Raw genomic sequence first — 26450 nt, forward strand, 5'->3', positions numbered from 1 at the left:
GGCGCCCCAAGGACAGCGGTCCAGGGGGACCGGACGGAGATCCTTGTCCGACCTTGTGCCGTACAAAGGAAGAACGAAAGGGCCGGACGGAGAACGGCAGGGCACGGGAAGGACGCGGGAAACCTTCCCCGCGCCCCGCCGGTGGAACGGTACGACGCCCCGCTCTCGTACAACAGACGTCGTACGCGACGGCGTTGTGCCGGGGCCGACTACTCGGGCACCTCGCACAGCCGATCTGAGCATCCGTACTCAGGTTCGCCCGGAGGGCCCTTGCGATCGTGTGGACATGTTCACCCAGTCAGGGCGCAGCCCCTCCCACCGGCAGCCGCGACCGCGGCCGCGCGCCGCCGGGATCACCGCCGTCGGCAGCCTGCTGCCCGAGGACGTGCTCTCCTCCGACGACCTCCAGCGTGAGGTGGCCCGCCACAGCGGACTCGCGCTGCCGCCGAGGCTGCTGGCCCAGGCCACCGGAATCGTCTCCCGCCGGGTCGCGGCCGAAGGCGTGTACGCCTCCACGCTCGCCGTGGGCGCCGCCCGCAGGGCCCTGGCCGCCGCCGACCTCGGCCCGCTCGACATCGACCTGCTGGTCTTCGCCTCGGCCTCCCGCGACGTGGTCGAGCCCGCGACCGCTCACATCGTGCAGGCCGAGCTGGGGTCCAGGGCGCACGCCCTGGACGTCACCAACGCCTGCAACAGCTTCGTCAACGGCATCGACCTGGCCCGTTCCATGATCCTCTCGGGTCGGGCGCACCGGGCCCTGGTGGTCACCGGCGAGACCCCGAGCCGAGCGGTCCGCACGGCGCCGGCCGACGCCACCGAGTTCCGCGCGGGCTTCGCCGGCTACACCTTCGGCGACGCGGGCGCGGCGGTGGTCGTGGAGGCGGTGGAGCGCGGCGGCATCCTGGACGTGGACACCGAGACCCACTCGGAGCACTGGGAGGTCGGCGGGATCCCAGGCGGCGGTTCCCGCCACCCGCGCGGGGACGAGCACACCTACTTCCAGGGCGACGGGCACGAGCTGCGCGGAGTGTTCGAGAAGGTCGGCACGGCGGTCATCGACCGGACCCTGCACCGGACCGGGACGGACTGGGACGACTTCGCGAGGGTGCTGGTGCACCAGGTGACCCTGCCCTACCTGGAGCGGTTCGCGGAGCTGACCGGCGTACCGGCCGGGAAGCTCGTGGTGACCGTGCCGGAGCTGGGGAACGTGGCGAGCGCGAGCATCGGGGTCCAGTTGGACCGGGTCTTCGACGGCCTGGCCACCGGCGAGCGGGTGCTGTTCGTCGGGCTCGGCGGCGGCATCAGCATCATGACGATGGTCTGGGAAAAGTCGTGAACCTGTGGGTGGTGGTGCCCGCGCACCAGGAGGAGGCGCGGCTCGGGGAGACCCTGCGGGCCCTCGCGGCGCAGCGGGACCGGGACTTCACCCTGCTCGTCGTCGACAACGCGTCGACCGACGGCACGGCGGCCGTCGCCCGGGAGTTCGCGAAGCGGGCGCCGTTCACGGTGGAGGTGATCGACGAGCCGGAGAAGGGCGTCGGTTCTGCCGTGGACACCGGTTTCCGGTACGCGATCACGCAGGGCGCCACCCTGCTCGCCCGGACCGACGGCGACTGTCTGCCCCGGCCCGGCTGGACGGGCGCGGCGCGGGACGCGCTCCTTCGGCGGCCGGGCCTGGTGTGCGGGCGGATCACCGCCCGGCGCGACGAGCACGGGCCGCTCGGCCGGGTGGCGTTCATGGCGCTGGTGGCACTCGCCGCGCTGTTCGGCCGGCTGCGGCCCCGGCACGCGCGCAGGCACGGCTACCGCGCCCCGTACCGGATGCACGCGGGGAACAACATGGCCGTCACCGCCGAGCTGTACCTGGCCGTGGGCGGGATGCCCCGACGGCCCTCGCCGACCGACCGGCTGTTCCTGAACGCCGTACGCCGGCACACCGACCGGATCACGCGCTGCCGCGCGATGGTCGTGGAGAACTCGACGCGGCGGCTGCGGGCCTACGGGCTCCGCGGCACCGCCCGCTGGTACCTGGACCAGGGCAGCGGCACTCACGGAACGGACGACCCGCGCTGATGCTGGACCGACTCGAACACGCGCTGCGCGCCCGCCCCGAGCTGCCCGCGGTACTCACCACCGGCCGGGGCGGCGCCCCCCGGGTGCGGGCCACCCGCGGCGAACTCGCAGAGCAGGCCGACGCGTACGCCGCCGCGCTGCACGCGCGCGGCCTGCGGGCCGGGGACACCGTCGGGGTGGCGGTGCGGCCCGGTCCGCGGGCCCTGGCGGTACTGCTCGCGTTGTGGCGGCTCGGGCTGCGCGGGGCGGTGCTCGACCCGTGCGTGGGACCGGAGGTGCTGCGGGCCAGGTTGGCGCGGGCCCGGCCCGCGCTGGTGCTCGCCGACGCCGCCGCGCAGGCGGTGGCGGGCTGGGCGGCGGCGCCGGCCCGGCGGGCCCGCCTGGAACTTCCGGACCTGGCGGCCCTGGGCGGACCGGTGGCGACCGTCGGGCGGCGGCTGCCGTGGTGCGCGCCCGCCCTGGAGCGGGACGCCCCGCGCACCGGGGTCCCGGCGCGCTTCGACGGGGACGGCGACGCGGTGATCGTGTTCACCTCAGGTACGACGTCACGGCCGCGGGCGGTGGTGCACACCAGGGCGAGCCTGGCCGCGGGGATGGAGTCGGTGTCGGCGTTGTTCACGGGCGCCCGGCCGGGCGAGCCGGTGCTCGGCGGCACCTTCTTCGTCCTGGTGCCCTCGCTCACGCGCGGCGCGCCGGTGGCCCTGCCGGCCCGCTCCGCGCGCGTGCTGGCCCGACAACTGGATCGGCTGCGCCCGCGGGACACCTACCTCACGCCGCCGCAGTTGCGGGACGCGCTGGCCGCGGGGGCGAGGTTGGGGGGCCGGGTGTGGACGGGTTCCGCGCCGGCCGGGGCCGGGCTGCTGAACCGCGTCCGGGACGCCGGCGCCGACGAGGCGTGGGGGGTGTACGCGCTGACGGAACTGTTCCCCGCCGCGGCGGTGGAGTCCCGCGAGAAGGCCGCCTTCACCGGCTCGGGGGACCTGGTGGGGACGCCGCTGCCGGGGGTGCGGGCCGAGCGGGACGCGGCCGGGCAACTCCTGCTGGCCGGGCCGGCCGCCCGGGACCGCTACCTGGGTGAGGAACGCGACGCGTGGGTGCGTACGGGGGACAGGGCGCGGCTCGACGGCGCCGGGCGGATCGTCCTGGAGGGCCGGTGCAAGGACATGGTGCTGCGGCGGGCGCAGAACATCTACCCGGGCCTGTACGAACCGTCCCTGCACGTGCCGGGCGTGGAACTGGGCGTGCTGGTCGGGGTCCCGGCCGGCGACGGGGACGAGCGGCTGGTGGCCGTCGTGCAGCCGCAGCGCGGCGTGCCCGAACCGGCGCTGCGGGCGGCCCTGTCGGGACCGCTGCGGCGCATGGGGACGGCGCGGCCCGACGCGCTGGTGTTCGCGGATGTCCCGCTGGCGGGGCGGTCGCGCAAGCCTGACCGGGCGGCGGCATCGAAGCTGGCGGCGGCCGCCCTGTACCAGGGGAAGGGCGGTACCCGGTGAACCCGACGCTTCGGGCCCGGCGGCGTGACCGCCGGGTCTACCTGGGCGGCCACCCGCTGCTGTTCGGGCTGCTCGCCGCCACCCGGGGCCGGCCCGTACGCCGCGTCGGCGGCTCCGTGCTCGTCCACGACGCGCATGCCTACCGGGAGGCGCTGACCCGGCTGCCGCTCGACCGGACGGCTCCGGGCACCACGGGCGGCGCCGCCCGGGCCGCGCTGGAGGGCGAGGGAGGCGTGCTGTTCGACCAGGAGGGCGGCGGGCACCGCGCCGACCGGCGGGCGCTGGCCGAGCGGCTCGGCGGGGCGGGGGTCCGGGAACTCCGCGCGCACTGGCAGCCGTTGATGGTACGTCGGCTCCTGCCGTTGGCGCGGGGCGGCGAGGTCGACGCGGTGGAGCTGGCGCGGGAACTGGCCGGGGTCGTGGTCTGCGCCCTGCTGGACTGCCCGGCCGAGCCGCGGGCCGTCGCCCGGGCGGCGGCCGAGGCGGCGGCGGCTTCCGTGCGCGGGCACCTGCCCGGACCGCCCCGGCCGGGGGCGCGGGCCGCCGCGGCCCGTACGGCGGCGCGACTGCGGGATCTCCTCGGCGGCGCGCCGGACGACGCCCTTGCGGCGATGGTCGCGGTGGCCGCCGTCAACACCACCGTGGCGGCGCTGCCCCGGGCCGTGGCCTGGTGCGCGGACGCCGGTCTGTGGGACCAGGCGGGCGATCCGCGGCTGCGGCCACGGCTGGTGGACGAGCTGCTGCGGGTCACGGCGGCCTCGCCGCTGCTGCCCCGGGTGGCCGCCGGGGACGGGTCGGTCGGCGGCTGCCCGGTTCGCGCCGGGGACCGGCTGCTGCTGGTCGCGCGGCATGCCGCCGGAGCACACCGCCGTGACCCCGACGCACGCCTGCCGGCCCCCTCGGGCGTGGCCTCCCTGGTCTTCGGCGCGGGGTCGCACGCCTGCCCCGGGGCGGCGCTCGCACGGGCCCAACTGGCCGATGTGCTGGAAGCGTTGGCCCCGCATCGGCCGGTGGTGAGCCGGGCCCGGGTGGACCGGCGGGCCGCCCTGCCGGGGTGGCGCTCGTTGACCGTGAGGGCGGGCGCGTGAGGCTCCGTATCTCCATGGCCGGCGTCCGTGTCGCCGTGACCGGCGCGAGCGGCTTCTGTGGTGGGCAGGTGGCCCGGGCGGCCGCCGCGAGGGGGGCGGAGGTCGTGTGCGTGGGCCGCCGCCCCGGCCCGGTCGGCACGCACCGGTTCTGGGACGCGGCCCGCGCCGAGCCGGACCTGTCGGGCACCGACCTGGTGGTGCACTGCGCGGCGGCGGTGGGCGACCCCTCCCCCGGTCCGGCCGCCGAGGCGGCGATGCGGGCGGTCAACGTCGACGGCACCGCCCGGCTGCTGCGGGCGGCGGGCGGGCGCCCGGTGGTCTGGGTCGGCAGTGCCAGCGTCTACGACCCGCGCCGGGACCGCTCCCTGGTCCGCGAGGACCACCCGCGGACCGGGCAACTGGGCGCCTACGGCCGTACGAAGGCGGCCGGCGAGGCCCTGGCGCTGGCCGCCGGCGCGGTGGTGCTGCGCCCGAGGGCCGTCTACGGCCCGGGGGACACCCAGTTGCTGCCCCGGCTGCTCTCCCGCGTCCGGGCCGGGACCCTGCTGCTGCCGGGTCCCGACGTACCGCTCAGCCTGACGGCGGTGGAGAACCTCGCCGACGCCTGCCTGGTGGCGTCCGACTGGGCCCCGGGCGCGTACAACATCGCGGACGCGCGCCCGTACTCCCGCGACGCCGCCGTCTGCGCGGTCCTGCGCGCGCACGGGGTGCGGGCCCGGATCCGACACATCCCACCGGCCCTGGCCCTCGCCGCGGCCCGGATCGCGGAGGCGGTCTCCCGCGGCGAACCGCCCTTGAGCCGCTACGCGGTCGACCAACTCGCCCACCCGGTGGTGCTGGACATCACCCGTGCCCGCTCGCGGGGCTGGACCCCGATCCGCACCCTGGCGGACTACGTCACCTCTGTGCGGCCGGGGTCCGCAGCCGCTCGCTGACGGGGGGACGCACGCGGGTCGCTTCAGGCCGTGACCGCGGTCTCCGCCTTGGCGATGAGCCTGTCCAGCAGCGAGAGGAGAGCCCCGCGGACGTCGTCGCGGGATCGGGCGTCGAGCATGAGGATGGGCGTGTCGGGGTCGCGCAGATGCAGCGCGGCCCCGATCTCCTGGGCGGTGTAAGGCTTTTCACCGTGGAAACAGTTCGCGCCGACGATGAACGGGAGCCCTCGGTTCTCGAAGAAGTCGACGGCGGGAAAACTCCGGTCGAGGCGTCGGGTGTCGACCAGCACGATCGCGCCGAGGGCCCCGTTCAGCAGGTCGTCCCACATGAACCAGAAGCGTTCCTGGCCCGGTGTGCCGAACAGGTAGAGGACGACCTGCGCGTCGGTGAGGGTGATCCGGCCGAAGTCCATCGCGACGGTGGTCAGCGTCTTGGACTCGATCCCGTCGAGGTCGTCGACTCCGATGCCCGCGCTCGTCAGCCGCTCCTCCGTACGCAACGGCTCGATCTCGGAGACCGTCTCGACCAGGGTCGTCTTGCCGACGCCGAATCCCCCCGCGATGAGGATCTTGACGGGGGCCGCTCCCTGGGCAGGGGTGTCATATCCGGGCAAGGTTGTCCCTGATTCTCATGAGCAGGTGGACATTGGTGGTCTCGGCCTCGCCCAGGGGCGGCCGGTGGTGGATCAGCCCGCGGTCGGCGAGTTCGCCGAGGAGTAGCGTCATCGGAGTGAGGCGGATGTGCGTTCGCGCCGCGATCTCGGCGACCGCCATGCCGCCCGGAGGCGGGCACATGGCGAGGACGGCCTGCCATTCGGTGGGCAGGCCGTCGTGCCCGTTGGCGGCGACGGCCGTGATCGTGGTATCCATCGTGAGGACGGTGTGCGGAGCGGCTGTACGGCCGTCGGTGAGGGCGTACAGCCGCGTCCGGCGGCGGCCTGCGGGTCTGGGCTGTGGCTCGTCCGGCATTACGGCGTCGGCGCCTGGGTCCGCTCGGGCGTACCCAGCCACTCACCGAGCGCCTGGGCGGTGCGCACCACCTCGCCGCCTAGCTCGCCGAGCCGCGCCTTGCGGGAGGTGACCACGATGAGCGTGCTGCCCTCCCCGCACCCCACGATGCAGAGATAGCTGTCGTCCATCTCGACCAGCTGCCGGATCACCCGGCCGCCGCCGACCTCTCTGGATATCGCCTTCATCGTGGCGGCGATCCCGGAGGACGCAGCGGCTATCCGCTCCGCCTGGGGCTGTTCCAGCTGGTAGGAGCTAAGCCTGATCCCGTCGTTGGACAGGAGCACGGCTCCCTGGATACCGGCGATCCTGCTCAGGTTGTTGTCCAGGACGCTGTAGATCACGTCGTTGCTTGCCGTCGTCATGGCTGATCCTGTCGGAGCTCTTGTTCCACTGTCTGGGTCCCGTGTTCGTAGTCCGCCCAGGCGTCGGCCACCTCTTCGGGTGTCTCCGCGTCCTGGCCGGCTGCTGCTTCCGGTGCGCGCGGCGCGCGGAGCTGCTCGGCGATGTGGGTTTGCGGGACCCTCTCGGGCAGGGCCGGTCGCGCACCGTCGTCGGGTGCCTCGGTCCGAACCGGCCGCGTGCGGCCCGCCGGCCGCTCGGGCGGCCTGCGGCTGGGCAGCCCAGACCCCGTGTGCAGGACCAGCTCGGGCTTGCGGTCGTCGAGGGGACCCGGCGGCGGGGTGGCCGGTGCCGGCGCGCGCGCCGGTTCCCGTCCGGTCCGGCCCGGTTCGGTCCGCACCAGCAGTTCCTGAGGGAGGACCACCACGGCCGAGGTCCCTCCGTACACCGAGCGGCGCAGCGTGACCGTGGCGTTCAGCTGTTCGGCGAGGTGGCCGACCACGAACAGCCCGAGCCGGTGCGCGTTCTGCGCGAGGACGGAATACGGCGGCGCCGCGTGCAGGCGGCTGTTCATCTCCTCGTAGCTCTCGGCGCTCACGCGCGGCCCACGGTCCTCGATCTCGACCGACAGGCCGTCCGTCACCAGTTCGGCGCGGATGACCACCTTCGATCTCGTCGGGGAGAAGCGGGTGGCGTTGTCGAGCAGCTCCGCCAGGAGGTGGCTGATCTGGCTGATCACCTGCGGTTCCACGCTGATCTCGTCCATGGCCTGCCGCTCGATCCGCCGGAAGTCCTCGACCTCCGCGGCGGCTTCGCGCAGCAGGTCGGCGAGCCGCATGGGGTCGGTGTGCGGATCGGGGACCTCGCCGCCCGACAGGATCAGCAGGTTTTCGATCTGGCGCCGCATTCCCACCGTCAACTGGTCGGATCGCATCAACTGGGCAAGGAGCTTCTCGTCGTGGCCGAAGGTGTCCTGGAGCTCCTCGGTGAGGCTCAACTGGCGGCTCACCAGGTTCCCGGTGCGGGAGGCGATGCCCGAGGCGAACAACCCGAAGCCGTGGCGCTCGGCCGCGAGCTGCCTGTGCCCGTCGATGGACACGGCGACGACCCGGGCGAACGCGTCGCTGATACGCCCGACCTCGTCCTGGTCTCCGCGCGCCCTCGGCAGCGAGTCGGCGTCCACGGGCTGCCCCCGCTGGAGCCGGGCCACGACATCGGGCAGGGTGTCCTCCGCGATGGTCACCGTGCGCTCGTGCAGACCGTGCAGGCGGCGGAGTACGGAACGGGTGGTGAGTACGACGGTGGCCGCGACGATCAGCAGGGCGCCGGCGCTGCCCCCGACCAGCCAGGCGACCTCGGTCTCCAGCTCTGCGGCCTTGGCGTCGCCCCGCGCGAGCGCGCCCTGCGCCCCGTCGGTGTTGAGCTTGCCCAGCTGGGGAGCGAACGTCTCGTGCGCGGCCCGCCAGCCGTCTGTCTCGCGGGGCAGTTTGACGCCGGAATCGGTGTCCTTGTGGTCGGAGACGACCGCGTTCTCGATGCCGGTCTTCGTCCGCCAGGCGTCGGAGCCGGCGATCTGCTCGTAGAGCTTCTTCTCCTCGGCAGACAGATTCGGCACGACCGACGTGGCGTACAGGTACCGGTGGGCTCCGAGGGAGTTGACGAACTCGGCGAACCCGGAGGGGCTCAGTTCCTTGGACGGCCCGGCCAGCGCCAGGAGCGTGTCCTCGCGCGCCACCATCTCGGATGCCGAGAACATGGCGACGACCGGCCGGGTCTGCTGGATGAGCTCGGCGTCCTCCGCGTGGTTGAACTCTTCCTCGTACAGATGGATCATCTGGTCGATCAGGCCGGTGTAGTAGCCGATCGTCTTCTCGGCGGCGCCGCCGCGGGCGTCCGCGCGCTCGCGGTTCGCGGCCAGGTCCGCCAGGCCGCTCTCGAGGTCTTGGAGCTGACGTGCCTCCTGCCCGGTCGCCGGCGGACCGGCGTCCGAGGACCGGCGGAACTCGGCCACGGCCCGGTCCGTGGCCGCGCGCCGGTTGCGCAGGTCGTCCTCGGACACGGTCCCCGCCCACCGCGCGGCGGCCGTCGTCCGCTCGGCCTGCACCTCGGCCATGAGCGTGTACAGGGGTTTGCCGATCCGCTGACCGTCCGCCAGGTCGGCACGCAGGTGCTCCGACTGCGCCAGCAACCGCTGTGCGGTCACGGCCACCAGGGCGGTCATCGCCAGGGTGGGGACGACTGCCAGCCAAATAAGCAGCGTACGCAGGCGCACGGTACGCGACCGAGGGGCCGACGACTGCCCTCGTGGGCCTTCTGGTTGTATGGGAGACATCGGTCCTCGGGAGCGGGGTAGAGCGCGGAAGGGCCCGGGACGGGGCGCCAGGCTGCAGATCATAACCAGCCACGACGGAGAAACGGATAGCTGGATTCCGATTCCACCGTGTGGTATTGGCGCCAAAGACACGCGAACCGGCGTACGAGCCGGCCGGACGGGGAAGCCGCTCCCGGCCGCTCCCCCGGCCCCGTACCCCGTCAGCCCTGCGAGGCCCCGTCGGCCGGGGCCAGGCGCAGCGAGATCGAGTTGATGCAGTAGCGCTGGTCGGTGGGGGTCGGGTAGCCCTCGCCCTCGAAGACGTGGCCCAGGTGGGAGCCGCACTTCGCGCAGCGGACCTCGGTGCGGACCATGCCGTGCGTGGTGTCCGCGATCAGCTCGACCGCGTCGCTGTCCTTCGGGTCGTAGAAGGACGGCCAGCCGCAGTGCGACTCGAACTTCGTGTCGGAGCGGAACAGCTCGGCACCGCACGCCCGGCAGGAGTAGACGCCTTCCGTCTTGGTGTCGGTGTACTCACCCCGGAAGGCCGGTTCGGTGCCCGCGAGGCGGAGCACCTGGTACTCGGACGGGGTCAGCTCCGCCTGCCACTGCTCGTCCGTCTTCTCGACCTCGTACGCCATGACGTTCCCGCTCCCTCTGGCTTTCAGCTCGACAGGCGGGCGAGGATCTGCGGTCCCAGATCGGTGACGTCGCCCGCGCCCATGGTGAGAACGAGATCACCGGGCTTCGCCATTCCCGCGATGACGTCGGCGACGGCGTCCTTGTCGTGCTCGGCGGCGACGTCGGCGCCCGCCGTGCGGGCCGCCTCGATGATGATCTCGCTGGTGACGCCCGGGAGGGGGTCCTCGCGGGCCGGGTAGATGTCCAGGACCACGGAGGCGTCGGCGAGGGCCAGGGCCAGGCCCATCTCCTTGCCGAGTTCCTGCGTGCGGGAGAAGAGGTGGGGCTGGAAGACGACGAGGATGCGCGCATCGGCCGCGGCGCCGCGGATGGCCTCCAGGTCGGCGGTCATCTCCGTGGGGTGGTGCGCGTAGGAGTCGATGACCTGGACGCCCGCGGCCTCGCCCTTGAGCTGGAGCCGGCGCTTGACGCCGGTGTACTTGCCGAGGGCGGAGGCGAGGTTGTGCGCGGGGATGCCGAGCGCGACACCGGCGGCCAGCGCGGCGACGGCGTTGTGCGCGTAGTGCCGGCCGGGGACGGAGACGGTGAAGGTGAGCATCCGGGAGTCCAGGACCACGGTGACCTCGCTGGTCAGGCCGCGCGGGGTGATCTTCGTGATCCGGACGTCGGCGTCGGCCTCCTCGCCGTACGTGACGACCCGCAGCCCGTCCCGGCCGGCGACGCGGGCGGCGATCTCGGCCGCACCGGCCTGGCCGTGGGCGACGACCAGGGTGCCGCCGGGGACGACCTTCGAGACGAAGGTCTCGAAGGATTCGTAGATCTCCTCCATCGACGCGTAGTTCGCGTGGTGGTCGAGTTCGGCGTTGAGGATGATCGCGACCTGCGGGGCGTACTTGTGGAAGCTGCGGTCGCTCTCGTCCGCCTCGGCCACGAAGATGTCGCCCTCGCCGTGGTGGGCGTTGGAGCCGGGGGCGTCGAGGTCGCCGCCGATGGCGTAGGAGGGATCCAGACCCAGGGCCGAGAGTGAGACCGCCAGCATCGAGGTGGTGGTGGTCTTGCCGTGGGTGCCCGCGACCGCGATCGGCCGCAGGCCGTCCATCAGGCCGGCGAGGGCGTCGGAGCGGTGCACGACCGGGATGCCGAGTTCGGCGGCGCGGGCCAGCTCCGGGTTGTCGGCGCGGATGGCGCTGGAGACCACCACGCAGGTGGAGTCGTCCGCGAGGTGACCGACGGCGTGCCCGATGTGCACCGTGACGCCGTGGGCGCGCAGCGCCCGGGCGGTCTCGGAGTCACGGGCGTCGCTGCCGGCCACCCGCCCGCCGCGCTGGGCGAGGATCTTCGCGATGCCGGACATGCCGGCTCCGCCGATGCCGATGAAGTGGGGCCGTTCCATGGCGGTCGGCAGGCCGGGCTTCATTCAGGTCGCTCCAGGAATCGATTGCAAGGGGTGGGCCGGGGCCAGCCTATTCGTTGTGGGCGAAGAGCTTCAGCACCGGAACGCCGACCTTGTGCCGCGCGCGGGAGGCCCAATCGCGGTGGAAGAACTCCTCGACGAAGTGCGGGGCGGTCAGGACGATCACCTCGTCGGCCCCGGTCTCGTCCACGACGGCCTTGAGCCGGTCGAGCGGGTGGTCCTCGACGAGCTGCCCCACGGCCTTGGCGCCCTTTCTGCGCAGGGCTTCCAGCGAGTGTTCGAGGGCCTGTGCGGCGGGGCGGCGGGCGGCGGCGCCCTCCGGTTCGTCGCCCTCGTGGAGGGCCTCGGGGAGCTCGCCGAGCGCCACGTCGTCGATGGCGCGGAGCAGCCTGTCCTGGTCACCCCTCGGTTGCATGAGGACGATGAACGAGACCTCGTCGTCTCCGTGCAGGGTGGTGACGAAGTCCACGTCCACCGGGGTCAGCGGCTGCTCGATCATCAATACGCTCGTGAACACGGACGCCCTCTCCTTCATGGGCCGAGGCCGGTGGGCCGGCCTCTGCGGAAACCATCCTGCCCCGCTCTCGCGCGGGCTTGCGCGGATATCTCTGCCCAGGTATGTGCCCAGCGGAAGCTAAGCGGAACGGCGAATTCCGCCCCTAGTTCAGATTCGACGGTAACTGGTGAAGAGGAACCCGGCCTCCTCCAGCACCCCGGCCGCCGCGAGCCGGTGCGGAACCGTGACGGAGGGGCCTCCGGCGATCCGCTGGGCGTCGCCCGCCGTGAGCATCGGGGAGATCGTCAGGCACAGCTCGTCCAGCACGTCGGCGGCCACGAACTGCCCCAGCAGGCGGGGGCCGCCCTCGGTGAGCTGACGGCGCAGCCCGCGCGCGGCCAGCTCCCGTACCGCCCGTACGGGGTCCACGGCCGCCCCGTCGCCCGCGAGCACCACCTCGGCCCCGGCCTTCGCCGCCTCCGCCACGCGTTCGGCGGGCGCGGCGGCGCCGGTGAGGACCAGCGTCGGCACGAGGGGGGACGTGAACAGGGGCAGGGAGAAGTCCAGCTCCATACTGGCGGTGATCACCGCGATGGCGGCCGCGGGACCCTGGCCCGAGGCCCTGCGGCGCTCCGCGAAGGCGTCCCGGGCCCGCGCCGGGCGGTAACCCTCCTGACGAACCGTTTCCGCCCCCACGACGATCACGTCCGCCAGGGCGCGCAGGGTGCCGAAGATCTGCATGTCGGTCTCGCCGGAGATGGGCTGGGAGCGGCCGTCGTGCTGGGCGGCTCCGTCCAGGGTCGAGACCATGTTGGCCCGCAGCCAGTGGCCGTCGGGGCCGAGTTCGGGATACGCGTACGCCTCCGCGAGCTCGTCCAGCGACCACGGGCGGTCGCTCCGGTCTGCTGATGTCTGATCGGTCACAGGGAACAGGCGTCGCATCGATGCAGTGTGCCACGGCCCGTAGAGTTAAGGGCTGTGTCAACCTCCCTCACGACCTCTGGTCCGGCCTCCGGGCGGCAGCCGATAGCCGACGCGGGTCCCCAGGCCCTGTGTGCCCGGTCCCCCCGCGTGCCCGCCGAACGGCTGGTCGCCGAGATGGTGCCGCCGCCGCGTTTCGACGCGGTGCGCTTCGACACCTACGAGCCCGACCCCACCCAGCCCAGCCAGCGCGAGGCCGTCACCGTGCTGAGCGCCTTCGCCGCGGGGCTGGGCGGGGCGCACGCCACCGGCTCGGGCAAGCGGCGCTGGTTCTCGAAGAAACCGGCGACCGCGGCCGGCGCCCCGGGCGGGGTCTATCTCGACGGCGGCTACGGCGTCGGCAAGACGCACCTGCTGGCCTCCCTGTGGCACGCGACCCCCGCCGAGCCCGCGCTGAAGGCGTTCGGCACCTTCGTGGAGCTGACGAACCTGGTCGGCGCGCTCGGCTTCCAGCAGACCGTGCAGACGCTCGGCGGGCACCGGCTGCTGTGCATCGACGAATTCGAGCTGGACGACCCGGGCGACACCGTGCTGGTGTCCTCGCTGCTGAGCCGGCTCGTCGAGCAGGGCGTGGCGCTGGCCGCGACCTCCAACACCCTGCCCGGCAAGCTCGGCGAGGGCCGGTTCGCCGCGGCCGACTTCCTGCGGGAGATCCAGGGCCTGTCCGCGCACTTCCGGCCGCTGCGGATCGACGGCCAGGACTACCGGCACCGGGGGCTGCCGGCGGCGCCGGCGCCGTTCTCGGACGAGCAGGTGGCCAAGGCCGCGTACGCGACGCCGGGCGCGAGCCTCGACGACTTCCCGGGGCTGCTGGACCACCTGGCACAGGTGCACCCGAGCCGCTACGGAGCGCTGACGGACGGGATATCGGCGGTGTGCCTGACCGATGTCGGCCCCGTCCCGGACCAGTCGACGGCACTGCGGCTGGTGGTCCTCGCCGACCGGCTGTACGACCGCGAGATACCGGTGCTCGCCTCCGGCGTGCCGTTCGATCGTCTGTTCAGTGACGACATGCTCGACGGGGGTTATCGGAAAAAGTACTTCCGCGCCATATCCCGGCTCACCGCCCTGGCACGCGACGCGAAGGGGCTGGTGGCCCAGTAGGTTGGGTCGCGCCGGGCCGTCGCGCGTACGGATCGCCATACGGATCGACACGTGTGCGTCCGGTCCGGTCGTTTCCACTTCTGCGAAGGGATCCACCATGGCCACCACGCGTACCGCGCACACCGACTGGCAGGGCAACCTCCTCAAGGGCTCGGGTGTCGTCACCCTCGACTCCTCGGGCCGGGGCTCGTTCGACGTCTCCTGGCCCTCGCGCGCCGAGGCCGCGAACGGCAAGACCAGCCCGGAAGAGCTGATCGCCGCCGCGCACTCCAGCTGCTACTCGATGGCGCTCTCCCACGGCCTCGACGGCGCCGGCACCCCGCCCACCCGGGTGGAGACCAAGGCCGACGTGACGTTCCAGCCGGGTGAGGGCATCACCGGCATCCACCTGACGGTGCGCGCCGAGGTTCCGGGTCTGGACGCCGACGCCTTCGCCGCCGCCGCCGAGGACGCCAAGAAGAACTGCCCGGTCAGCCAGGCCCTGACGGGTACGACGATCACCCTGAGCGCCGAGCTGATCTAGCGCCGACCCCGCCCCGGGCGCGGCCGGTCGGTGCGATGGCGGACCCCGCCCCGCCGACCGGTCGCCGGGCGGATCGCGCGCCCCCGACGGAACCCGGTGGGGTGACCGGTCGGCGCGGGGCGCCGCCGGGGCGTGGGGGGCGTGGTACCACGGCTCGGTCACATGGTCCGCGTCGCCGCTGGGAGTTGCCGATGTCCGTCAGCCGACGCAGCCTGCTGGCCGCGGCCGGCGTCACCTTCGGCGGGTCGCTCGGCGCGCTGTTCGGCACGGCGGCGTTCGGCACGGCGGCGGGCGCCGTCCCGGTCCGCCGGGGGTACGGGCCGCTCGTGCCCGACCCGGACCGCCTGCTGGACCTGCCCGCCGGGTTCTCGTACCGCGTGCTCTCCCGCGCCGGCACCCCGCTGCGCTCCGGCGGGGGCACGGTCCCGGGCAACTGTGACGGCATGGCCGCCTTCGGCGCGGACGCGCGGGGCGGCGTACGACTGGTGCGCAACCACGAGAACCGCGCCACCGCCGCCCTGCGCGTCCCCGCTGTCGACGGCCTGACCTACGACCCCGGGGCCCTCGGTGGCTGTACGGTCCTCACCCTGGACCCGGCCGGGGACCTCACCGCCGAGCGGGTCGCCCTCGCCGGGACCGCCGTCAACTGCGCCGGCGGGCGGACCCCGTGGCACACCTGGCTGAGCTGCGAGGAGACCGAGGACCGGGCCGGGACGGACGGGTACACCGAGGACCACGGCTACGTGTTCGAGGTCGACCCGGCCGATCCGCGCCGCTCGGGCGCCGTCCCGCTCAGGGCGATGGGCCGCTTCGCGCACGAGGCCGTCGCCGTGGACCCGTACACCGGGGTCGTCTACGAGACCGAGGACGCGTTCATCGAGCCGTTCGGGCTGTTCTACCGCTTCCTGCCCGCCCGGCCCCTCGGGGGCCTCGGCTCCCTGCGGGCCGGCGGCGCCCTCCAGGCCCTGCGGGTGCCCGGCGTGCCCGACCTGTCCGTCGTGGACCAGCCCGGCGCCGAGTTCCCGGTGGAGTGGATTCCCGTACCGGACCCGTCGGCGGCCGGGACGGCCCTCCGTTTCCAGGACTTCGGTCGGGGCGGCATCACCCACGCCCAGAAGCTGGAGGGCTGCTACCGGGGCGGGACCGGAGTCCACTTCGTCTCCAGCTATGCCCGGGGCGTCGAGGGTGCCGCCGCCGACCACCACGGGCAGGTCTGGTTCTACGACCCGCGCCGCGCCCGGCTGCGGTTGAGCGTGGTGTTCGGCCCGTCCACCGACGTCACGCTCCCCGGGGACAGCCCGGACAACATCTGCCTCGCCCCGGACGGCGGCCTGATGGTGTGCGAGGACGGTGGCGGCGACCAGTACGTCTTCGGCGTGACCTTGGACGGCGAGGTGTACCCGGTGGCCCGCAACGCGCAGGACATCGGCAAGCCCGGCGCCCCGGAGTGGGGCGAGTTCGCCGGGGTCACCTTCTCCCCCGACGCCCGGACGATGTACGTCAACGCCTACACCCCGGGAACCACCTTCGCGGTGACCGGTCCCTGGAACCACTGATCCGCCCCACCGTGCGCCGCCGCCCCCGATGTCGGATGATCGGACGAAGTCGACTGATCGGGGTGGACGACGATGGCGAGGAAAGACAGGGCGGAGAAGGACCGGGCGAAGAAGGACGAGGCGAAGCCCGGCACGGAGATGGGCGAGCGGGAGAAGACCGGGAAGGCTTCGCGGCCCTCCCTGCGCGCGTTGCTGCGCGTGCCGCCCGGCCGGGCCGACCTCGGCGCCGTCGACCCGTCCTCGACCCCGGGCGGCCCGTCCCGCAAGGCGGACGGCGCGGCCGCCATGGCGAGGATGGCCGACCCGCTCGCCTCGCTCCAGGAACGGCTGTACGCCGCGAGCACCGCGGGTGACCGGCGTCGGCTCCTGCTCGTCCTCCAGGGCATGGACACCAGTGGCAAGGGCGGCACGGTCAAGCACGTGATCGGTTTCCTCAACCCCTCGGGCTGCCGCGTGCAGTCCTTCAAGGCGCCCACCCCGGAGGAGCTGAAGCATCACTTCCTGTGGCGCGTCACCAAAGCCCTCCCCCGGCCCGGCGAGATCGGCATCTTCGACCGCTCGCACTACGAGGACGTCCTGATCGCCCGCGTCCGGGAACTGGTGCCCCGGTCCGCGTTGAACCGGCGCTACGACGAGATCAACCGGTTCGAGGAGTCGCTCGCCGAAGACGGCGTCACCGTGGTGAAGGCATTCCTCCACATCTCGTTCGAGGAGCAGCGCGAGCGGCTGCTGGCCCGGCTCGACAACCCGTCCAAGCACTGGAAGTTCAACCCCGGCGACATCGACGAGCGGGCGCTGTGGCCGGCGTACCAGCGCGCCTACGAGCTGGCGCTGGAGCGCTGCTCCACGGACGCCGCGCCGTGGTACGTGGTGCCCGCCGACCGCAAGTGGTACCGCAACTGGGCCATCGGCACGCTGTTGTCGGAGCATCTGGGGGACATGGATCCGTGCTATCCGGGTGCTGATTTCGACGTAGACGAGTGCCGCGCACGTCTACTTGCCACATAGTCGGATATTTTGCCTGGCGTGACCCTCTCCGTAGCAGTGCGCAAAGCAGCGGCCGTGGCCGCCCTCGGTGCCGCCCTCGCCGGTTGCGGGGGCGGCACCGGCTCGCCGAAGCCCGCCAACGAAGCCCGGATGGGCACCCCCGCGGCCCCCGCGGCCCCCGCCCCCGCCTCCCCGTCCGCCGTGCCCTCGGGCTCGGGCTCGCCGAAGGCCGGCGCGCCGGCCGCGGTCCCGGTCCTGCCGCCCGGTCCGAGCGGCCTGACGCCCGTCTTCGAACGGGCGAAGCAGCGGACCGACAAGACCGTGGCGCTGACCTTCGACGCGGACATGACCTCCGACCAGGGGCCGCGCGCCGCTTCGGGGGAACGTTTCGACAATCCGCAGCTGATCTCGTCGCTGCGGTCCCTGAAGGTGCCGGCGACCATCTTCATGACCGGCCGCTGGGCGGAGGAGTACCCGGACCAGGCGAAGGCCATCGGCGCCGATCCCAACTTCGAGATCGCCAACCACTCGTACAGCCACCACGCCTTCAAGTCCCCCTGCTACGGGCTCCCCGCGCTCGATGCCGCCGCCGCCAAGGCCGACGTGGACCGGGCCTTCGCCGCTTTCCGGAAGGCGGGCGCGGTCAACACGGTCCCCTACTTCCGCTTCCCCGGCGGGTGCTACGACGACCAGGCACTGCGGGCGCTGTCCCCGGCCAAGGTGACGGCCGTGCAGTGGGACGTGGTCAGCGGCGACGCCTTCGCCAAGGACCCGGACGCGGTGGCCGAGCAGGTGCTGGCCGGGGTGAAGCCGGGCTCGGTGGTGGTCATGCACTGCACGCGCAGCGCGGCCCCGGTCACCGAGGAAGCCGTCCGCAAGGTCGTCCCGGAGCTGCGCAAGCGCGGCTACCGCTTCGTGAAGGTCTCGGACCTGATCGGGAAGTAGGGCGGGAACGCGCCGCCCGGGGAACGGGTCGCCGGCGGAAGCGGTCGTCCGGGCTATCCGGAGCAGGCGGAACGCTGGGCGTCCTGCCACTCGCACACCGGGCACAGCACCACGCCCGGGGTGGCGACCCCGTACTCGGTGGGCTTGCCGCACTCCAGGCAGTCCGCGTACGGCGGGCCGTCCACCCGCCCGGCGGGCGGGGCCGGCGCCGGGCAGTAGGGGGCGTCCGGCTCGTCGTCCCGCTCTCGGTTCCGCTCTTCGTCGCGCTCGTCGTGCTCGTCCCGGTCCATGCGGACGAGGGTACTCACCCTCGGGGCGCCGGCCCTCGGGGTGCTCGCCCTCGTCCGGAAGGGGCCGTTCAGTGTGCCGCGGGCGCCTCGGTGACCTCGCTGGGGCGGACGATGACGAAGCCCTCGCCGCTGAGCTTGAGCTGTACGGCCTCCCCGGAGCCGCCGCGGATCATCGAGCCGATCGACTGGGAGCGGTGCAGCCCGGTCTCCAGGGAGGCGCTCCATCCCACCACCGCGTCCGTGTCCACGTAGACCGGCGCCCGGGCGGTGACCGGGATGATGATCGGATTGCCCTCGCAGATCACCGCGAGCTTGCCGGTGCCGGTGAAGAGGCTGTTGAACAGCCCCCCGCCGGTCATGCCCGCGCCCTTGACCATCCTGATCTCGTAGGACAACGACGGGTCGAAGCACAGGACGTTGCGCCCGTTGATGGTCAGCGCGTCGCCGGACTCCAATTCGACGATGAAGCAGTTCGCGGCCTGGTGGGCGAACCATGCCTCGCCCTGGCCGCGCACCGACATCAGGGGCAGCCCCTCGCCGGTCACGGCGCGCTTGAGCATGCCGCCTATGCCTTGCCCCTTGCGCTCGAACTGGAGGTTGCCGCGGAAGGCGACCATCGAGCCCTGGCGGGCCAGCATTTCCCCGTTGACGGTGTACTTGACGGACTTGGCGTTCTGGAGGGTCATGCCGGGTGCGGCGGAAGGCTGGACCAGGTTCTCGGACGCGAAAAGATCACTCTTCATGCGCTCGATCCTCGCCCGGACGCCACCCCTGCGGCATCCTCCTGAAGTCGGAGGCCGGCAGACTGGGCCGGATGAGCACCGAGGACATCCAGGCCCGCCAGGACACCGCCCCCGCACCGGCCGTGGGGGCCGACAGCCCGTTCCGCAGGGAGCACGCGGCCCGTGACGAGGCCCCCCAGTTCGTGCTGCCGCTGGTCGTGCGGATCGAGAAGCCCTCGCCGCCGGCCCGGACCGACGCGCTGGAGACGGCGGCCCGCGCGGTGCTGGTGCTGCTGACGGACGAGCGCTCGCACGGCGACGGCGAGTGGGCCGAGGCGGTCCGCGACTGGCAGGACGCCCGGATCCGAAAGGTGGTCCGGCGGGCTCGCGGGGCGGAGTGGCGCAAGGCCGGGACGCTGCCCGGGGTCACCGTCCACGGAGACGGCCCCTCGGGGGCGACGACCGAGGTACGGGTGTTCCCGCCGGTGCCGCTCGACGGCTGGCCCAAGGAGCTGGCCAAGCTCCAGGTGTCGGGTACCGACCTCGACGACCCGGAGCCGGCCGCCCCGGCGGCGCCCGGGGTACCGGTGCTGTGGCTCAACCCCGACCTGGACATGTCGGCCGGCAAGGCGATGGCCCAGGCCGGGCACGCGGCTCAACTGGCCTGGTGGGAGCTGACACCGGCGGAGCGCGACGCGTGGCGGGACTCCGGTTTCCGGCTGGCCGTACGGACGGCCCCGCGCGAGCGGTGGGCGCAGCTGAGCGGGAGCGGGCTGCCGGTGGTCCGGGACGCGGGGTTCACGGAGATCGCGCCGGGTTCCTGCACGGTCGTCTCCGACCACCCGGCGCTCCGGGCCCGGCTGTAGGTCCGCCGGTGGGGGGCCGGGTCGCGGCGGAACCTCAAATGTTGCTCTGAACGTCCCCTCCGGCGGGTTGGCGGAACCCCGCCGGGGCCATCACATCGGCGTACGGACCGATGGAAGGGGGGGCGGGGGACATGAAGCCCGTGGCACACCTGGGGGTGGGCATCGGCTGGCGGCCGGAGATCGCGGAAGCGGTGGAACGGCTGCCCGGCCTGGACTGGGTCGAGGTGGTGGCGGAGAACATCTGCCCGGGCCACCTGCCGGACTCGCTGACGCGGCTGTTGGAGCGCGGCGTCCGCGTCGTCCCGCACGGGGTCTCCCTGGGCCTCGGCGGCGCCGACCGGCCGGACGCCGGGAAGCTGGCGGCGCTCGGGGAGCGGGCGGTGGCGTTGGGGGCGCCGCTGGTCACCGAGCACATCGCGTACGTACGCACCTCCTCGCCGGCGCTGGAGGCCGGGCACCTGCTGCCGGTGCCCCGCACCCGGGAGGCGCTGGACGTGCTCTGCGAGAACGTCCGCATCGCGCAGGACGCGCTGCCGGTGCCGCTGGCGCTGGAGAACATCGCCGCGCTCTTCGCGTGGCCCGGGGACGAGTTGACGGAGGCCCGGTTCCTGACCGAGTTGGTGGAGCGGACCGGGGTGCGGCTGCTCATCGACGTGGCGAACCTCCACACCAACCGGGTGAACCGCGGCGAGGACCCGACGGCCGTGCTGGACGCGATCCCGCCGGAGGCACTGGCGTACGTGCACGTCGCCGGGGGCGTGGAGCGGGACGGGGTGTGGCACGACACGCACGCGCACCCGGTGCCGGGGGCGGTGCTGGACGTACTGGCGCGGTTGCGGGAGCGGGTCGAGCCGGCCGGGGTCCTGCTGGAGCGGGACGACGACTTCCCGCCGGAGGCGGAGCTGGAGGGGGAACTGCGGGCCATCCGCACGGTGCTGGCGGCCGGGACCGCCCCGGGCCACCGCGCTCCGAGGTCCGCGGTCGCTGTCCCGGACCCGGACCCGGCCCCGGCCCCGGAATCCGTGACGGGAGCCGGCACGGACGCTGCCCGGACCCGGCTCGGGCTGCGGCAGGCCGCGCTGCTCTCGGCGCTCGTCGCGGGTACGCCCGTACCGGAGGGCTTCGACCGGCAGCGCATCCGGGTCCAGAGCCGGGCGCTGGCCGCCAAGCGGGGGTCGGTGGTGGCGAAGCTGGCGCCGGAGCTGCCCGCGATCCTGGGCGGCGCGGACGCGTACCGCACCGCGTTCCTCGGGTACGCACGCGGCCGCCCGATGGCGGCGGGATACCGCCGTGACGCCCTGGACTTCGCCGAGCACCTGCTGATCCGCGGGCTCCCGGCCGACCCGGCCGCCCGCCGCCGGCTCACCGCGTGGTGGCGGGAGCGGGCCGGGGCGCGGCCGTCCGGCCGGATCGCGCGCTGGGCGCGGACGCTCATGGGGAGGGCGGCGTGAACGCACTGGCCTTGGCGGTCTGGCTCGCCGTGGCCGCCTCCACCGTGCTGCTCTTCCGCGGCCCGCTCGGGCGGCGGTCCGCGTCGTCCGGTTCGGCGCCGTACCTGCACGACCTCTCCGAGGCGGCGTTCCTGGTGGGTGGGCCGGGGGCGGTCGTGGACAGCGCGCTCGTCTCCCTGCTCTGCGACGGGCGGCTGGTGGTCGGCGGCCCCGGCATCGTGCACGCCCGGCCAGGGGTGCGGGGCGCCGACGTCGCGGAGCGCGCCGTGCTCCAGGCCCTGCGGGAGGCACCCTCGGGGTGGCTCTACCAGGTGCGGTACGCGGCGATGGTCGACCCGGCCGTGCAGGAGACCGGGGACGCCCTGGCCGACCGGGGGCTGATCGCCGTGCCCGGGGCGGGGCGCGGGCGGCGCCGTTGGGGGCTGGTCCAGGCGGTGGTGTGTGCGCTGCTGGTGCCGCCGTCGATGGTGCTCACCTTCGTGACGTGGGATCCGGAGTCCGGGTTCCAAGTTCCCTTCATCTTCGAGGTGTTGCCCGTTCTGATCGCCGGGGTCACGTTCGGCGTCAGCGGCGCCCGCCGCGCCCGGCAGCGGATCACCCCGACGGGGTGGGAGGCGCTGGGCGCGATACGGGCCCGGTACGCGCTCGACCGGACCCCGCGGGTCCGGACGGCCCTGTTCGGGCTGCGCGGGCTGCGGGACCCGTACCTGCGGCAGCAACTGGTACCGGCCGCCCGCGGTACCCGCCTGGCCGCGGCGCAGTCGGGCGCGCGGCGGAGCGCGGGCGCGGGCGCTGGTTCCGGCTCGTCCGTGTCGGCCGCCGACGTCGCGCCGCTCGTGTGGTGTGCGGCGACCGACGGCGGAAGCTCCGGCTCCTCCTGCGGGGGCGCCGGTTCGAGTTGCGGCTCCTCGGGGTCCGCCTGTTCCTCGGGGTCCGGCTGCTCGTCAGGTTCGAGCTGCTCGTCGGGTTCGAGCTGCTCGTCGGGTTCGAGCTGTTCGTCGAGTTCCGGTTGCTCCAGCGGCTCCTGACCGGCCATCATGCGGTGCGCGTGCTACGGCAAAGGGGGGAGCGGGGGCGACACCCGGGGCGCGGTGCTGTACAGGCGTGACCGGACGGCATCTGATCGGACCAGCCGATGAGATGAGGGGTCCGCCATGCGGAGGAAACTCACACGCCGCACGGTCACCGCGGCGGTGCTGTGCCTCGTCCTGGCCGGTCCCGTCCCCGCCCGGGCGGCCCACGGGGGCCCCGACCGGGAGGTCGAGGCGGCCGAGGCGGCCGGCGCCGAGCGCGTCGCCCGCACGCCCCCGCCGCTCCTCTTCGGGCCCTGCCCCGACATCGAGGCGCTGCCCGATCCCGTCAGGTGCGCGACGTTGCGCGTCCCGCTCGACTACGCCCGGCCCGACGGCCCCCGGATCTCCCTCACCGTCAGTCGAGTCCCGGCCACCGGGCGCGGCGGGGCGGTCCGCCAAGGCGCGCTCGTCTACAACCCGGGCGGACCCGGTGCCTCCGGGATGACCTTCCCGCTCTTCGGCACCCTGCCCGCCTGGGAGCGCGTCGCCGCCGCCTACGACCTGGTGGGCTACGCCCCGCGCGGGGTGGGCCACTCCGCGCCGCTGTCCTGCCAGGATCCCGCCGTCCGCGCCGAGGCGCCCACCCCCCAGGTCCCGGCCGAGCCCTCGGCCGCGTACAAGAGGCAACGCCTCGCCGCCGCCCGGGCGTACGGCCTCGGCTGTGCGCTGCGGGCCGGCGCCGCGCTGCCGTACTACACGACCCTGAACAACGTCCGGGACCTGTACGTGCTCCGCGCCGCGCTCGGCGAGCCGAAGCTGAGCTTCATGGGAGCCTCGTACGGCACGTACCTGGGAGCCGTCTACGCCACCCGCTACCCGGACCGGGTGCGCCGGATGGTCTTCGATTCGGCGGTCGACCCGGACCCGCGCCGCATCTGGTACCGGAACAACCTCGACCAGGGCCCCGGCTTCGAGCGGCGCTGGTACGACTTCCGCGCCTGGGTCGCCCGCCACCACGCCGCGTACGGCCTCGGCGCCACCCCGGAAGCCGTGCTGGCCGCCTACGCACGCGTCCGGGACGCGGTGGCCCGGGCCCCCGCCGGCGGGGTGGTGGGGACGGGGGAACTCCACGCCGCCTTCCTGCAGACCGCGTACTACGACGACGTGTGGCCGGACCGGGCGCGGGCGCTGGCGGCGTTCCTGCGCGGCGACCCGGGCCCGCTGACGGAGCAGGCCGCGCCGGACCCGGCGCGCGCCGTCGCGGCGGAGAACGCGACGGCCGTCTACACGGCGGTGCTGTGCAATGACGCCCCCTGGCCCGCCGATTGGGAGACCTGGGACCGGGACAACACCGAGGTGGCGCGCCGGGCGCCCTTCGAGACCTGGACGAACGCGTTCCTCAACCTGCCCTGCGCGTCCTGGCCGGTGCTCCGGCGACAGCGCCCGGTGGACGTCGGGGCCGGGCGGCCGGCGCTCCCCCGGACCCTGATCGTGGCGGCGGACCGGGACGGCGCGACCCCCTACCGGGGCGCGCTGGAGCTGCGGCAGCGACTCGGCGCGTCGGCCGCGCTGGTCACGGAGGAGGGGGCGGGAACCCACGGCGTGGCCGGCGGTCGCAACGACTGCGTCGACGCGCACGTGGAGCGGTACTTGCTGACGGGTGACACCCCGGGGCGCAGTGTCACGTGTGCGCCGCATCCGGAGCCCGCACCGGTGTCGCTGGACGAGCGGGCGGCGGACGCCCCGGGGAATGCTCCCAGGGCACTGCCGCCGGTCGTCTGAACTTCCGGGCGGGATCTCCGGCTGCGTCGATTCGGGGGCGGGGCCTCCCGATCACCGGCGGCCACCCCCCAGTCACGGGGGCACTGCGCCGGTCCTTCCCCCCAGGGGAGGTATCAGGCGAGCCCGGCGACCAGATCGGCGACGGACTTGCGGCGCCCGGTGTAGAAGGGCACCTCCTCACGGACGTGCATACGCGCCTCGGAGGCACGCAGGTGACGCATGAGGTCGACGATGCGCCACAGTTCGTCGGCTTCGAAGGCCAGCAGCCACTCGTAGTCGCCGAGCGAGAACGAGGCGACGGTGTTGGCGCGCACGTCGGGGTAGCCGCGGGCCATCTTGCCGTGGTCGGCGAGCATGCGGCGGCGGTCCTCGTCGGGCAGCAGGTACCAGTCGTAGGAGCGCACGAAGGGGTACACGCTGACGTAGTCGCGCGGGTTCTCGTCGGCCAGGAAGGCCGGGATGTGGGACTTGTTGAACTCGGCCGGGCGGTGCAGGGCCATGTTCGACCAGACCGGCTCCAAGGCGCGGCCGAGCCTGGTGCGGCGGAACAGGTTGTAGGCGGTCTGGAGCTCGTCCGCCGTCTCCGCGTGCCACCAGATCATGATGTCCGCGTCGGCTCGCAGGCCGGAGACGTCATAGGTGCCGCGGACGGTGATGTCCTTGGCGGCCAGCTGATCGAAGAGTTCCTGGACCTCGTCGGCGAAGCCGGTGCGGTCCTCCGGGAGAACGTCCTTCAGCTTGAAGACGGACCACAGGGTGTAGCGAATGACCTCGTTCAGGTCCTTCGCCTTCTTCCCCGCGTTGGGAATCTTCTCTGGTGCAGTCATGTGTCCATTGTCCCGTGTGCTGATCAGTGGTCCGTGCCAGGGGTGCCGAACGCGCCCCCGAGCGCGCCGAGCACCGTGTCGGCGGCCTTGCCGGCGCTCGCGACGCACGCCGGGATGCCCACCCCGTCGTAGAGCGCGCCGCACACCGCGAGGCCGGGCAGGGCGGCGACGGCGGCCCGGATCCGGGCGACCCGGGCGAGGTGGCCGACGGGGTACTGGGGCAGGCCGCCGTCCCACCGGCTGACGGTGGAGGCGACCGGGCGGGACGCGAGGCCCACGGCCTCGCCGAGGTCGCGCAGGGAGACCTTGACCAGCTCGGTGTCCTCGCGCTCCAGCAAGGCCTCGTCGCCGAAGCGACCGACGGACGTGCGCAGCGGGAAGAGGTCGGGATCGGCGCCCGACCAGGCCCACTTGTTGCCGGAGAAGGTGGACGCCTTGATGGCGCGGCCGTCGACGGGCGGTACGAGGAACCCGCTGGCGCCGCCGTCGGTGATAGCGGGCGGCAGGTCGGCGCGCCGGAAGGCCAGCGTCACCAGGGCCATCGAGGCGTACTCGACGGTGCGCAGCTCCGCGGCGGCGGTGGGCGCGAGCGTGTCGAGCAGCCGGGCGGTGGCCCCGGCCGGGGTGGCCAGGACCACGCCGTCGGCCTCGATGACCTCGGACCCGGCGACCACGCGCCAGCCATCGGGCGTACGCAGGACCTCGCGCACGGGGCGGCAGGTGTGCAGGCGCGCTCCGGCGGCCCGGCACGCCTCGGCCACGGCGAGCGGGAGCCTTCCGATGCCGCCCTCGATGCCGGCGAAGACGGGGCCGGCCGCCCGGGGCAGTGCCGCCGCCCGGCGCTGCAGTTCCCGTACGCCGTCGCCGAGCAGCGCGTGGGTGCGGGCGGCCTCGTAGAGCTGTGGCACGGCGGCCCGCATGGAGATCCGGTAGGCGTCGCCCGCGTAGACGCCGCCGAGCAGGGGTTCCACCAGCCGGTCGACGACCTCGCGGCCGAGCCGGGCCGCGACGTACTCGCCGACGGCGACGTCCTCGCCGATCTCGGCGGGCGCCAGCGTCGGCTCGGCCGCGATCCGGGCCATGCCTTCGGCTGACAGCACCCCGGAGGCGGCGAGGGGCGCCAAGTCGCCCGGGACGCCCATGACATGGCCGCGCGGCATGGGGCGCAGCGCGCCACGCGTCCACAGGTGGGCGGTGGCCGTCGCCGGCGCCTGGAGCGCGTCGCCGAGCCCCACGGCCCGGGCCAGGTCCACGGCTTCGGGGCGGCGGGCGAGCATGGATTCGGCGCCGAGGTCGACGGGGGCCCCGGCCAGCTCTCCGGCGTGCAGCTTGCCGCCGAGGCGCGGGCCGGCCTCCAGGAGCGTGACGCGTACGCCGTCGCCGAGCAGCCGGTGGGCGGCCGCGAGGCCGGCGATGCCGCCGCCGATGACGACGACGTGACCGCGGGGTCCCGGTCGGTCCGTACGCATGTCCGCTTCGTGCATGAACACATCGTCTCAGACCGGGTCTCGGACCGATCAACGCGCCGGACCCCACTGCTCGTGGCCGGAGGCGGTCGGGAACGGAACACCCATTCGGCCGTTCGCCCGTAGCGTGTCCCC

Annotated in this window: 26 protein-coding genes; 14 read left to right on the plus strand and 12 right to left on the minus strand. The window is 73.9% G+C overall.

The window, feature by feature from the left end; translation table 11 throughout:
- Nucleotides 1–286 precede the first annotated feature (286 nt).
- From ABZ934_RS04305 to ABZ934_RS04325, 5 genes are read left to right on the plus strand one after another with little or no spacing between them, the layout of a single operon-like run.
- The gene (locus ABZ934_RS04305) at nucleotides 287–1336 is read left to right on the plus strand and encodes a 3-oxoacyl-[acyl-carrier-protein] synthase III C-terminal domain-containing protein (RefSeq protein WP_361308299.1); all 1050 of its coding nucleotides are present in this window, start codon (nucleotides 287–289) and stop codon (nucleotides 1334–1336) included.
- Nucleotides 1333–2073, plus strand: a complete 741-nt coding sequence (locus ABZ934_RS04310) for a glycosyltransferase family 2 protein (protein WP_361308301.1) — start codon at nucleotides 1333–1335, stop codon at nucleotides 2071–2073. Before ABZ934_RS04305 ends, ABZ934_RS04310 begins: the two co-directional genes overlap by 4 nt.
- Nucleotides 2073–3566: a class I adenylate-forming enzyme family protein gene (locus ABZ934_RS04315; RefSeq protein ID WP_361308303.1), complete on the plus strand. Its 1494-nt coding sequence runs from the start codon at nucleotides 2073–2075 to the stop codon at nucleotides 3564–3566. The genes ABZ934_RS04310 and ABZ934_RS04315 overlap by 1 nt, the downstream gene beginning before the upstream one ends.
- Nucleotides 3563–4654, plus strand: coding sequence for a cytochrome P450 (locus tag ABZ934_RS04320; protein ID WP_361308305.1), 1092 nt, complete (start codon nucleotides 3563–3565; stop codon nucleotides 4652–4654). Before ABZ934_RS04315 ends, ABZ934_RS04320 begins: the two co-directional genes overlap by 4 nt.
- Nucleotides 4651–5589 carry an NAD-dependent epimerase/dehydratase family protein gene (locus ABZ934_RS04325; protein WP_361308307.1) on the plus strand — a complete coding sequence of 313 codons (939 nt, stop codon included), beginning with the start codon at nucleotides 4651–4653 and terminating at the stop codon, nucleotides 5587–5589. The genes ABZ934_RS04320 and ABZ934_RS04325 overlap by 4 nt, the downstream gene beginning before the upstream one ends.
- 23 nt (nucleotides 5590–5612) lie before the next feature.
- On the opposite strand, the gene ABZ934_RS04330 is transcribed toward ABZ934_RS04325, so the two are convergent.
- The 8 genes from ABZ934_RS04330 to ABZ934_RS04365 all read right to left on the minus strand — a co-directional run bounded on the left by ABZ934_RS04330 (nucleotide 5613) and on the right by ABZ934_RS04365 (nucleotide 12744).
- Nucleotides 5613–6203: an ATP/GTP-binding protein gene (locus ABZ934_RS04330; RefSeq protein ID WP_361308309.1), complete on the minus strand. Its 591-nt coding sequence runs from the start codon at nucleotides 6201–6203 to the stop codon at nucleotides 5613–5615.
- Nucleotides 6190–6558, minus strand: coding sequence for a DUF742 domain-containing protein (locus ABZ934_RS04335; protein WP_361308311.1), 369 nt, complete (start codon nucleotides 6556–6558; stop codon nucleotides 6190–6192). The genes ABZ934_RS04330 and ABZ934_RS04335 overlap by 14 nt, the downstream gene beginning before the upstream one ends.
- Nucleotides 6558–6962, minus strand: a complete 405-nt coding sequence (locus ABZ934_RS04340) for a roadblock/LC7 domain-containing protein (protein ID WP_361308313.1) — start codon at nucleotides 6960–6962, stop codon at nucleotides 6558–6560. Before ABZ934_RS04340 ends, ABZ934_RS04335 begins: the two co-directional genes overlap by 1 nt.
- Nucleotides 6959–9211, minus strand: a complete 2253-nt coding sequence (locus ABZ934_RS04345) for a sensor histidine kinase (protein WP_361308315.1) — start codon at nucleotides 9209–9211, stop codon at nucleotides 6959–6961. The genes ABZ934_RS04340 and ABZ934_RS04345 overlap by 4 nt, the downstream gene beginning before the upstream one ends.
- A 260-nt stretch (nucleotides 9212–9471) precedes the next feature.
- Nucleotides 9472–9891 (minus strand): peptide-methionine (R)-S-oxide reductase MsrB, encoded by a 420-nt coding sequence (gene msrB / locus ABZ934_RS04350; RefSeq protein ID WP_361308317.1) that lies wholly within the window; start codon nucleotides 9889–9891, stop codon nucleotides 9472–9474.
- A gap of 23 nt (nucleotides 9892–9914) precedes the next feature.
- Nucleotides 9915–11309, minus strand: a complete 1395-nt coding sequence (gene murC / locus ABZ934_RS04355) for a UDP-N-acetylmuramate--L-alanine ligase (RefSeq protein ID WP_361308319.1) — start codon at nucleotides 11307–11309, stop codon at nucleotides 9915–9917.
- Nucleotides 11310–11355: 46 nt separating this feature from the next.
- On the minus strand, nucleotides 11356–11823 hold the full coding sequence (locus tag ABZ934_RS04360; protein WP_361308321.1) for an indole-3-glycerol phosphate synthase: 468 nt from the start codon (nucleotides 11821–11823) through the stop codon (nucleotides 11356–11358).
- Nucleotides 11824–11970: 147 nt separating this feature from the next.
- Entirely contained in the window at nucleotides 11971–12744 is a 774-nt protein-coding gene (locus tag ABZ934_RS04365) for a pyrimidine reductase family protein (RefSeq protein ID WP_361308323.1), read from the minus strand.
- Nucleotides 12745–12780: 36 nt separating this feature from the next.
- Here ABZ934_RS04365 and zapE point away from each other — a divergent pair, with 36 nt between their 5' ends.
- From zapE to ABZ934_RS04390, 5 genes are all read left to right on the plus strand, one after another.
- Complete coding sequence (gene zapE / locus ABZ934_RS04370; protein ID WP_361308325.1) at nucleotides 12781–13887, plus strand: cell division protein ZapE; 1107 nt, start codon at nucleotides 12781–12783, stop codon at nucleotides 13885–13887.
- A 97-nt stretch (nucleotides 13888–13984) separates the two neighbouring features.
- A complete protein-coding gene (locus tag ABZ934_RS04375; protein ID WP_136212691.1) occupies nucleotides 13985–14410 on the plus strand; it encodes an OsmC family peroxiredoxin in 426 nt (141 codons plus the stop codon).
- 191 nt (nucleotides 14411–14601) lie between these two features.
- On the plus strand, nucleotides 14602–15966 hold the full coding sequence (locus ABZ934_RS04380) for an alkaline phosphatase PhoX (protein ID WP_361308327.1): 1365 nt from the start codon (nucleotides 14602–14604) through the stop codon (nucleotides 15964–15966).
- Nucleotides 15967–16104: 138 nt separating this feature from the next.
- The gene (locus ABZ934_RS04385; protein ID WP_361308733.1) at nucleotides 16105–16974 is read left to right on the plus strand and encodes a polyphosphate kinase 2 family protein; all 870 of its coding nucleotides are present in this window, start codon (nucleotides 16105–16107) and stop codon (nucleotides 16972–16974) included.
- A gap of 18 nt (nucleotides 16975–16992) precedes the next feature.
- The gene (locus ABZ934_RS04390; protein ID WP_361308329.1) at nucleotides 16993–17898 is read left to right on the plus strand and encodes a polysaccharide deacetylase family protein; all 906 of its coding nucleotides are present in this window, start codon (nucleotides 16993–16995) and stop codon (nucleotides 17896–17898) included.
- 53 nt (nucleotides 17899–17951) lie between these two features.
- Here the strand turns inward: ABZ934_RS04390 and ABZ934_RS04395 are convergent, their stop codons facing one another.
- Together ABZ934_RS04395 and ABZ934_RS04400 are read right to left on the minus strand one after the other, a co-directional pair.
- A complete protein-coding gene (locus tag ABZ934_RS04395; protein WP_361308331.1) occupies nucleotides 17952–18188 on the minus strand; it encodes a hypothetical protein in 237 nt (78 codons plus the stop codon).
- 68 nt (nucleotides 18189–18256) lie between these two features.
- Nucleotides 18257–18931: an AIM24 family protein gene (locus ABZ934_RS04400; RefSeq protein ID WP_361308333.1), complete on the minus strand. Its 675-nt coding sequence runs from the start codon at nucleotides 18929–18931 to the stop codon at nucleotides 18257–18259.
- A 71-nt stretch (nucleotides 18932–19002) separates the two neighbouring features.
- Between ABZ934_RS04400 and ABZ934_RS04405 the strand changes: the two genes are divergently transcribed.
- The 4 genes from ABZ934_RS04405 to ABZ934_RS04420 all read left to right on the plus strand — a co-directional run bounded on the left by ABZ934_RS04405 (nucleotide 19003) and on the right by ABZ934_RS04420 (nucleotide 24022).
- On the plus strand, nucleotides 19003–19776 hold the full coding sequence (locus tag ABZ934_RS04405; RefSeq protein WP_361308335.1) for an aminoacyl-tRNA hydrolase: 774 nt from the start codon (nucleotides 19003–19005) through the stop codon (nucleotides 19774–19776).
- Nucleotides 19777–19907: 131 nt separating this feature from the next.
- Nucleotides 19908–21227, plus strand: a complete 1320-nt coding sequence (locus ABZ934_RS04410; RefSeq protein WP_361308337.1) for a DUF692 domain-containing protein — start codon at nucleotides 19908–19910, stop codon at nucleotides 21225–21227.
- A complete protein-coding gene (locus tag ABZ934_RS04415; protein WP_361308339.1) occupies nucleotides 21224–22255 on the plus strand; it encodes a TIGR04222 domain-containing membrane protein in 1032 nt (343 codons plus the stop codon). Before ABZ934_RS04410 ends, ABZ934_RS04415 begins: the two co-directional genes overlap by 4 nt.
- Before the next feature lie 126 nt (nucleotides 22256–22381).
- A complete protein-coding gene (locus ABZ934_RS04420) occupies nucleotides 22382–24022 on the plus strand; it encodes an alpha/beta hydrolase (protein ID WP_361308341.1) in 1641 nt (546 codons plus the stop codon).
- 113 nt (nucleotides 24023–24135) lie between these two features.
- Here the strand turns inward: ABZ934_RS04420 and hemQ are convergent, their stop codons facing one another.
- Together hemQ and hemG are read right to left on the minus strand one after the other, a co-directional pair.
- A complete protein-coding gene (gene hemQ, locus ABZ934_RS04425; RefSeq protein WP_361308343.1) occupies nucleotides 24136–24849 on the minus strand; it encodes a hydrogen peroxide-dependent heme synthase in 714 nt (237 codons plus the stop codon).
- A gap of 23 nt (nucleotides 24850–24872) precedes the next feature.
- Nucleotides 24873–26333, minus strand: a complete 1461-nt coding sequence (gene hemG / locus ABZ934_RS04430; RefSeq protein ID WP_361308345.1) for a protoporphyrinogen oxidase — start codon at nucleotides 26331–26333, stop codon at nucleotides 24873–24875.
- Between the last annotated feature and the right edge of the window lie 117 nt (nucleotides 26334–26450).

It is taken from the genome of Streptomyces sp. NPDC046557, assembly GCF_040645975.1.
Taxonomy (GTDB): domain Bacteria; phylum Actinomycetota; class Actinomycetes; order Streptomycetales; family Streptomycetaceae; genus Streptomyces.

What these genes read in the sequence shown, in the direction of transcription:
- ABZ934_RS04340 (WP_361308313.1), bottom strand. Translation starts at nt 6,962, where the DNA reads ATGACGACGGCAAGCAACGACGTGATCTACAGCGTCCTGGACAACAAC.
- ABZ934_RS04405 (WP_361308335.1), top strand. Translation starts at nt 19,003, where the DNA reads ATGAGCACCGAGGACATCCAGGCCCGCCAGGACACCGCCCCCGCACCG.
- ABZ934_RS04400 (WP_361308333.1), bottom strand. Translation starts at nt 18,931, where the DNA reads ATGAAGAGTGATCTTTTCGCGTCCGAGAACCTGGTCCAGCCTTCCGCC.
- ABZ934_RS04420 (WP_361308341.1), top strand. Translation starts at nt 22,382, where the DNA reads ATGCGGAGGAAACTCACACGCCGCACGGTCACCGCGGCGGTGCTGTGC.
- hemG (WP_361308345.1), bottom strand. Translation starts at nt 26,333, where the DNA reads ATGCACGAAGCGGACATGCGTACGGACCGACCGGGACCCCGCGGTCAC.
- murC (WP_361308319.1), bottom strand. Translation starts at nt 11,309, where the DNA reads ATGAAGCCCGGCCTGCCGACCGCCATGGAACGGCCCCACTTCATCGGC.
- ABZ934_RS04395 (WP_361308331.1), bottom strand. Translation starts at nt 18,188, where the DNA reads ATGGACCGGGACGAGCACGACGAGCGCGACGAAGAGCGGAACCGAGAG.
- msrB (WP_361308317.1), bottom strand. Translation starts at nt 9,891, where the DNA reads ATGGCGTACGAGGTCGAGAAGACGGACGAGCAGTGGCAGGCGGAGCTG.
- ABZ934_RS04305 (WP_361308299.1), top strand. Translation starts at nt 287, where the DNA reads ATGTTCACCCAGTCAGGGCGCAGCCCCTCCCACCGGCAGCCGCGACCG.
- ABZ934_RS04385 (WP_361308733.1), top strand. Translation starts at nt 16,105, where the DNA reads ATGGGCGAGCGGGAGAAGACCGGGAAGGCTTCGCGGCCCTCCCTGCGC.
- ABZ934_RS04410 (WP_361308337.1), top strand. Translation starts at nt 19,908, where the DNA reads ATGAAGCCCGTGGCACACCTGGGGGTGGGCATCGGCTGGCGGCCGGAG.
- ABZ934_RS04335 (WP_361308311.1), bottom strand. Translation starts at nt 6,558, where the DNA reads ATGCCGGACGAGCCACAGCCCAGACCCGCAGGCCGCCGCCGGACGCGG.
- ABZ934_RS04365 (WP_361308323.1), bottom strand. Translation starts at nt 12,744, where the DNA reads ATGCGACGCCTGTTCCCTGTGACCGATCAGACATCAGCAGACCGGAGC.
- hemQ (WP_361308343.1), bottom strand. Translation starts at nt 24,849, where the DNA reads ATGACTGCACCAGAGAAGATTCCCAACGCGGGGAAGAAGGCGAAGGAC.
- ABZ934_RS04315 (WP_361308303.1), top strand. Translation starts at nt 2,073, where the DNA reads ATGCTGGACCGACTCGAACACGCGCTGCGCGCCCGCCCCGAGCTGCCC.
- ABZ934_RS04375 (WP_136212691.1), top strand. Translation starts at nt 13,985, where the DNA reads ATGGCCACCACGCGTACCGCGCACACCGACTGGCAGGGCAACCTCCTC.
- ABZ934_RS04380 (WP_361308327.1), top strand. Translation starts at nt 14,602, where the DNA reads ATGTCCGTCAGCCGACGCAGCCTGCTGGCCGCGGCCGGCGTCACCTTC.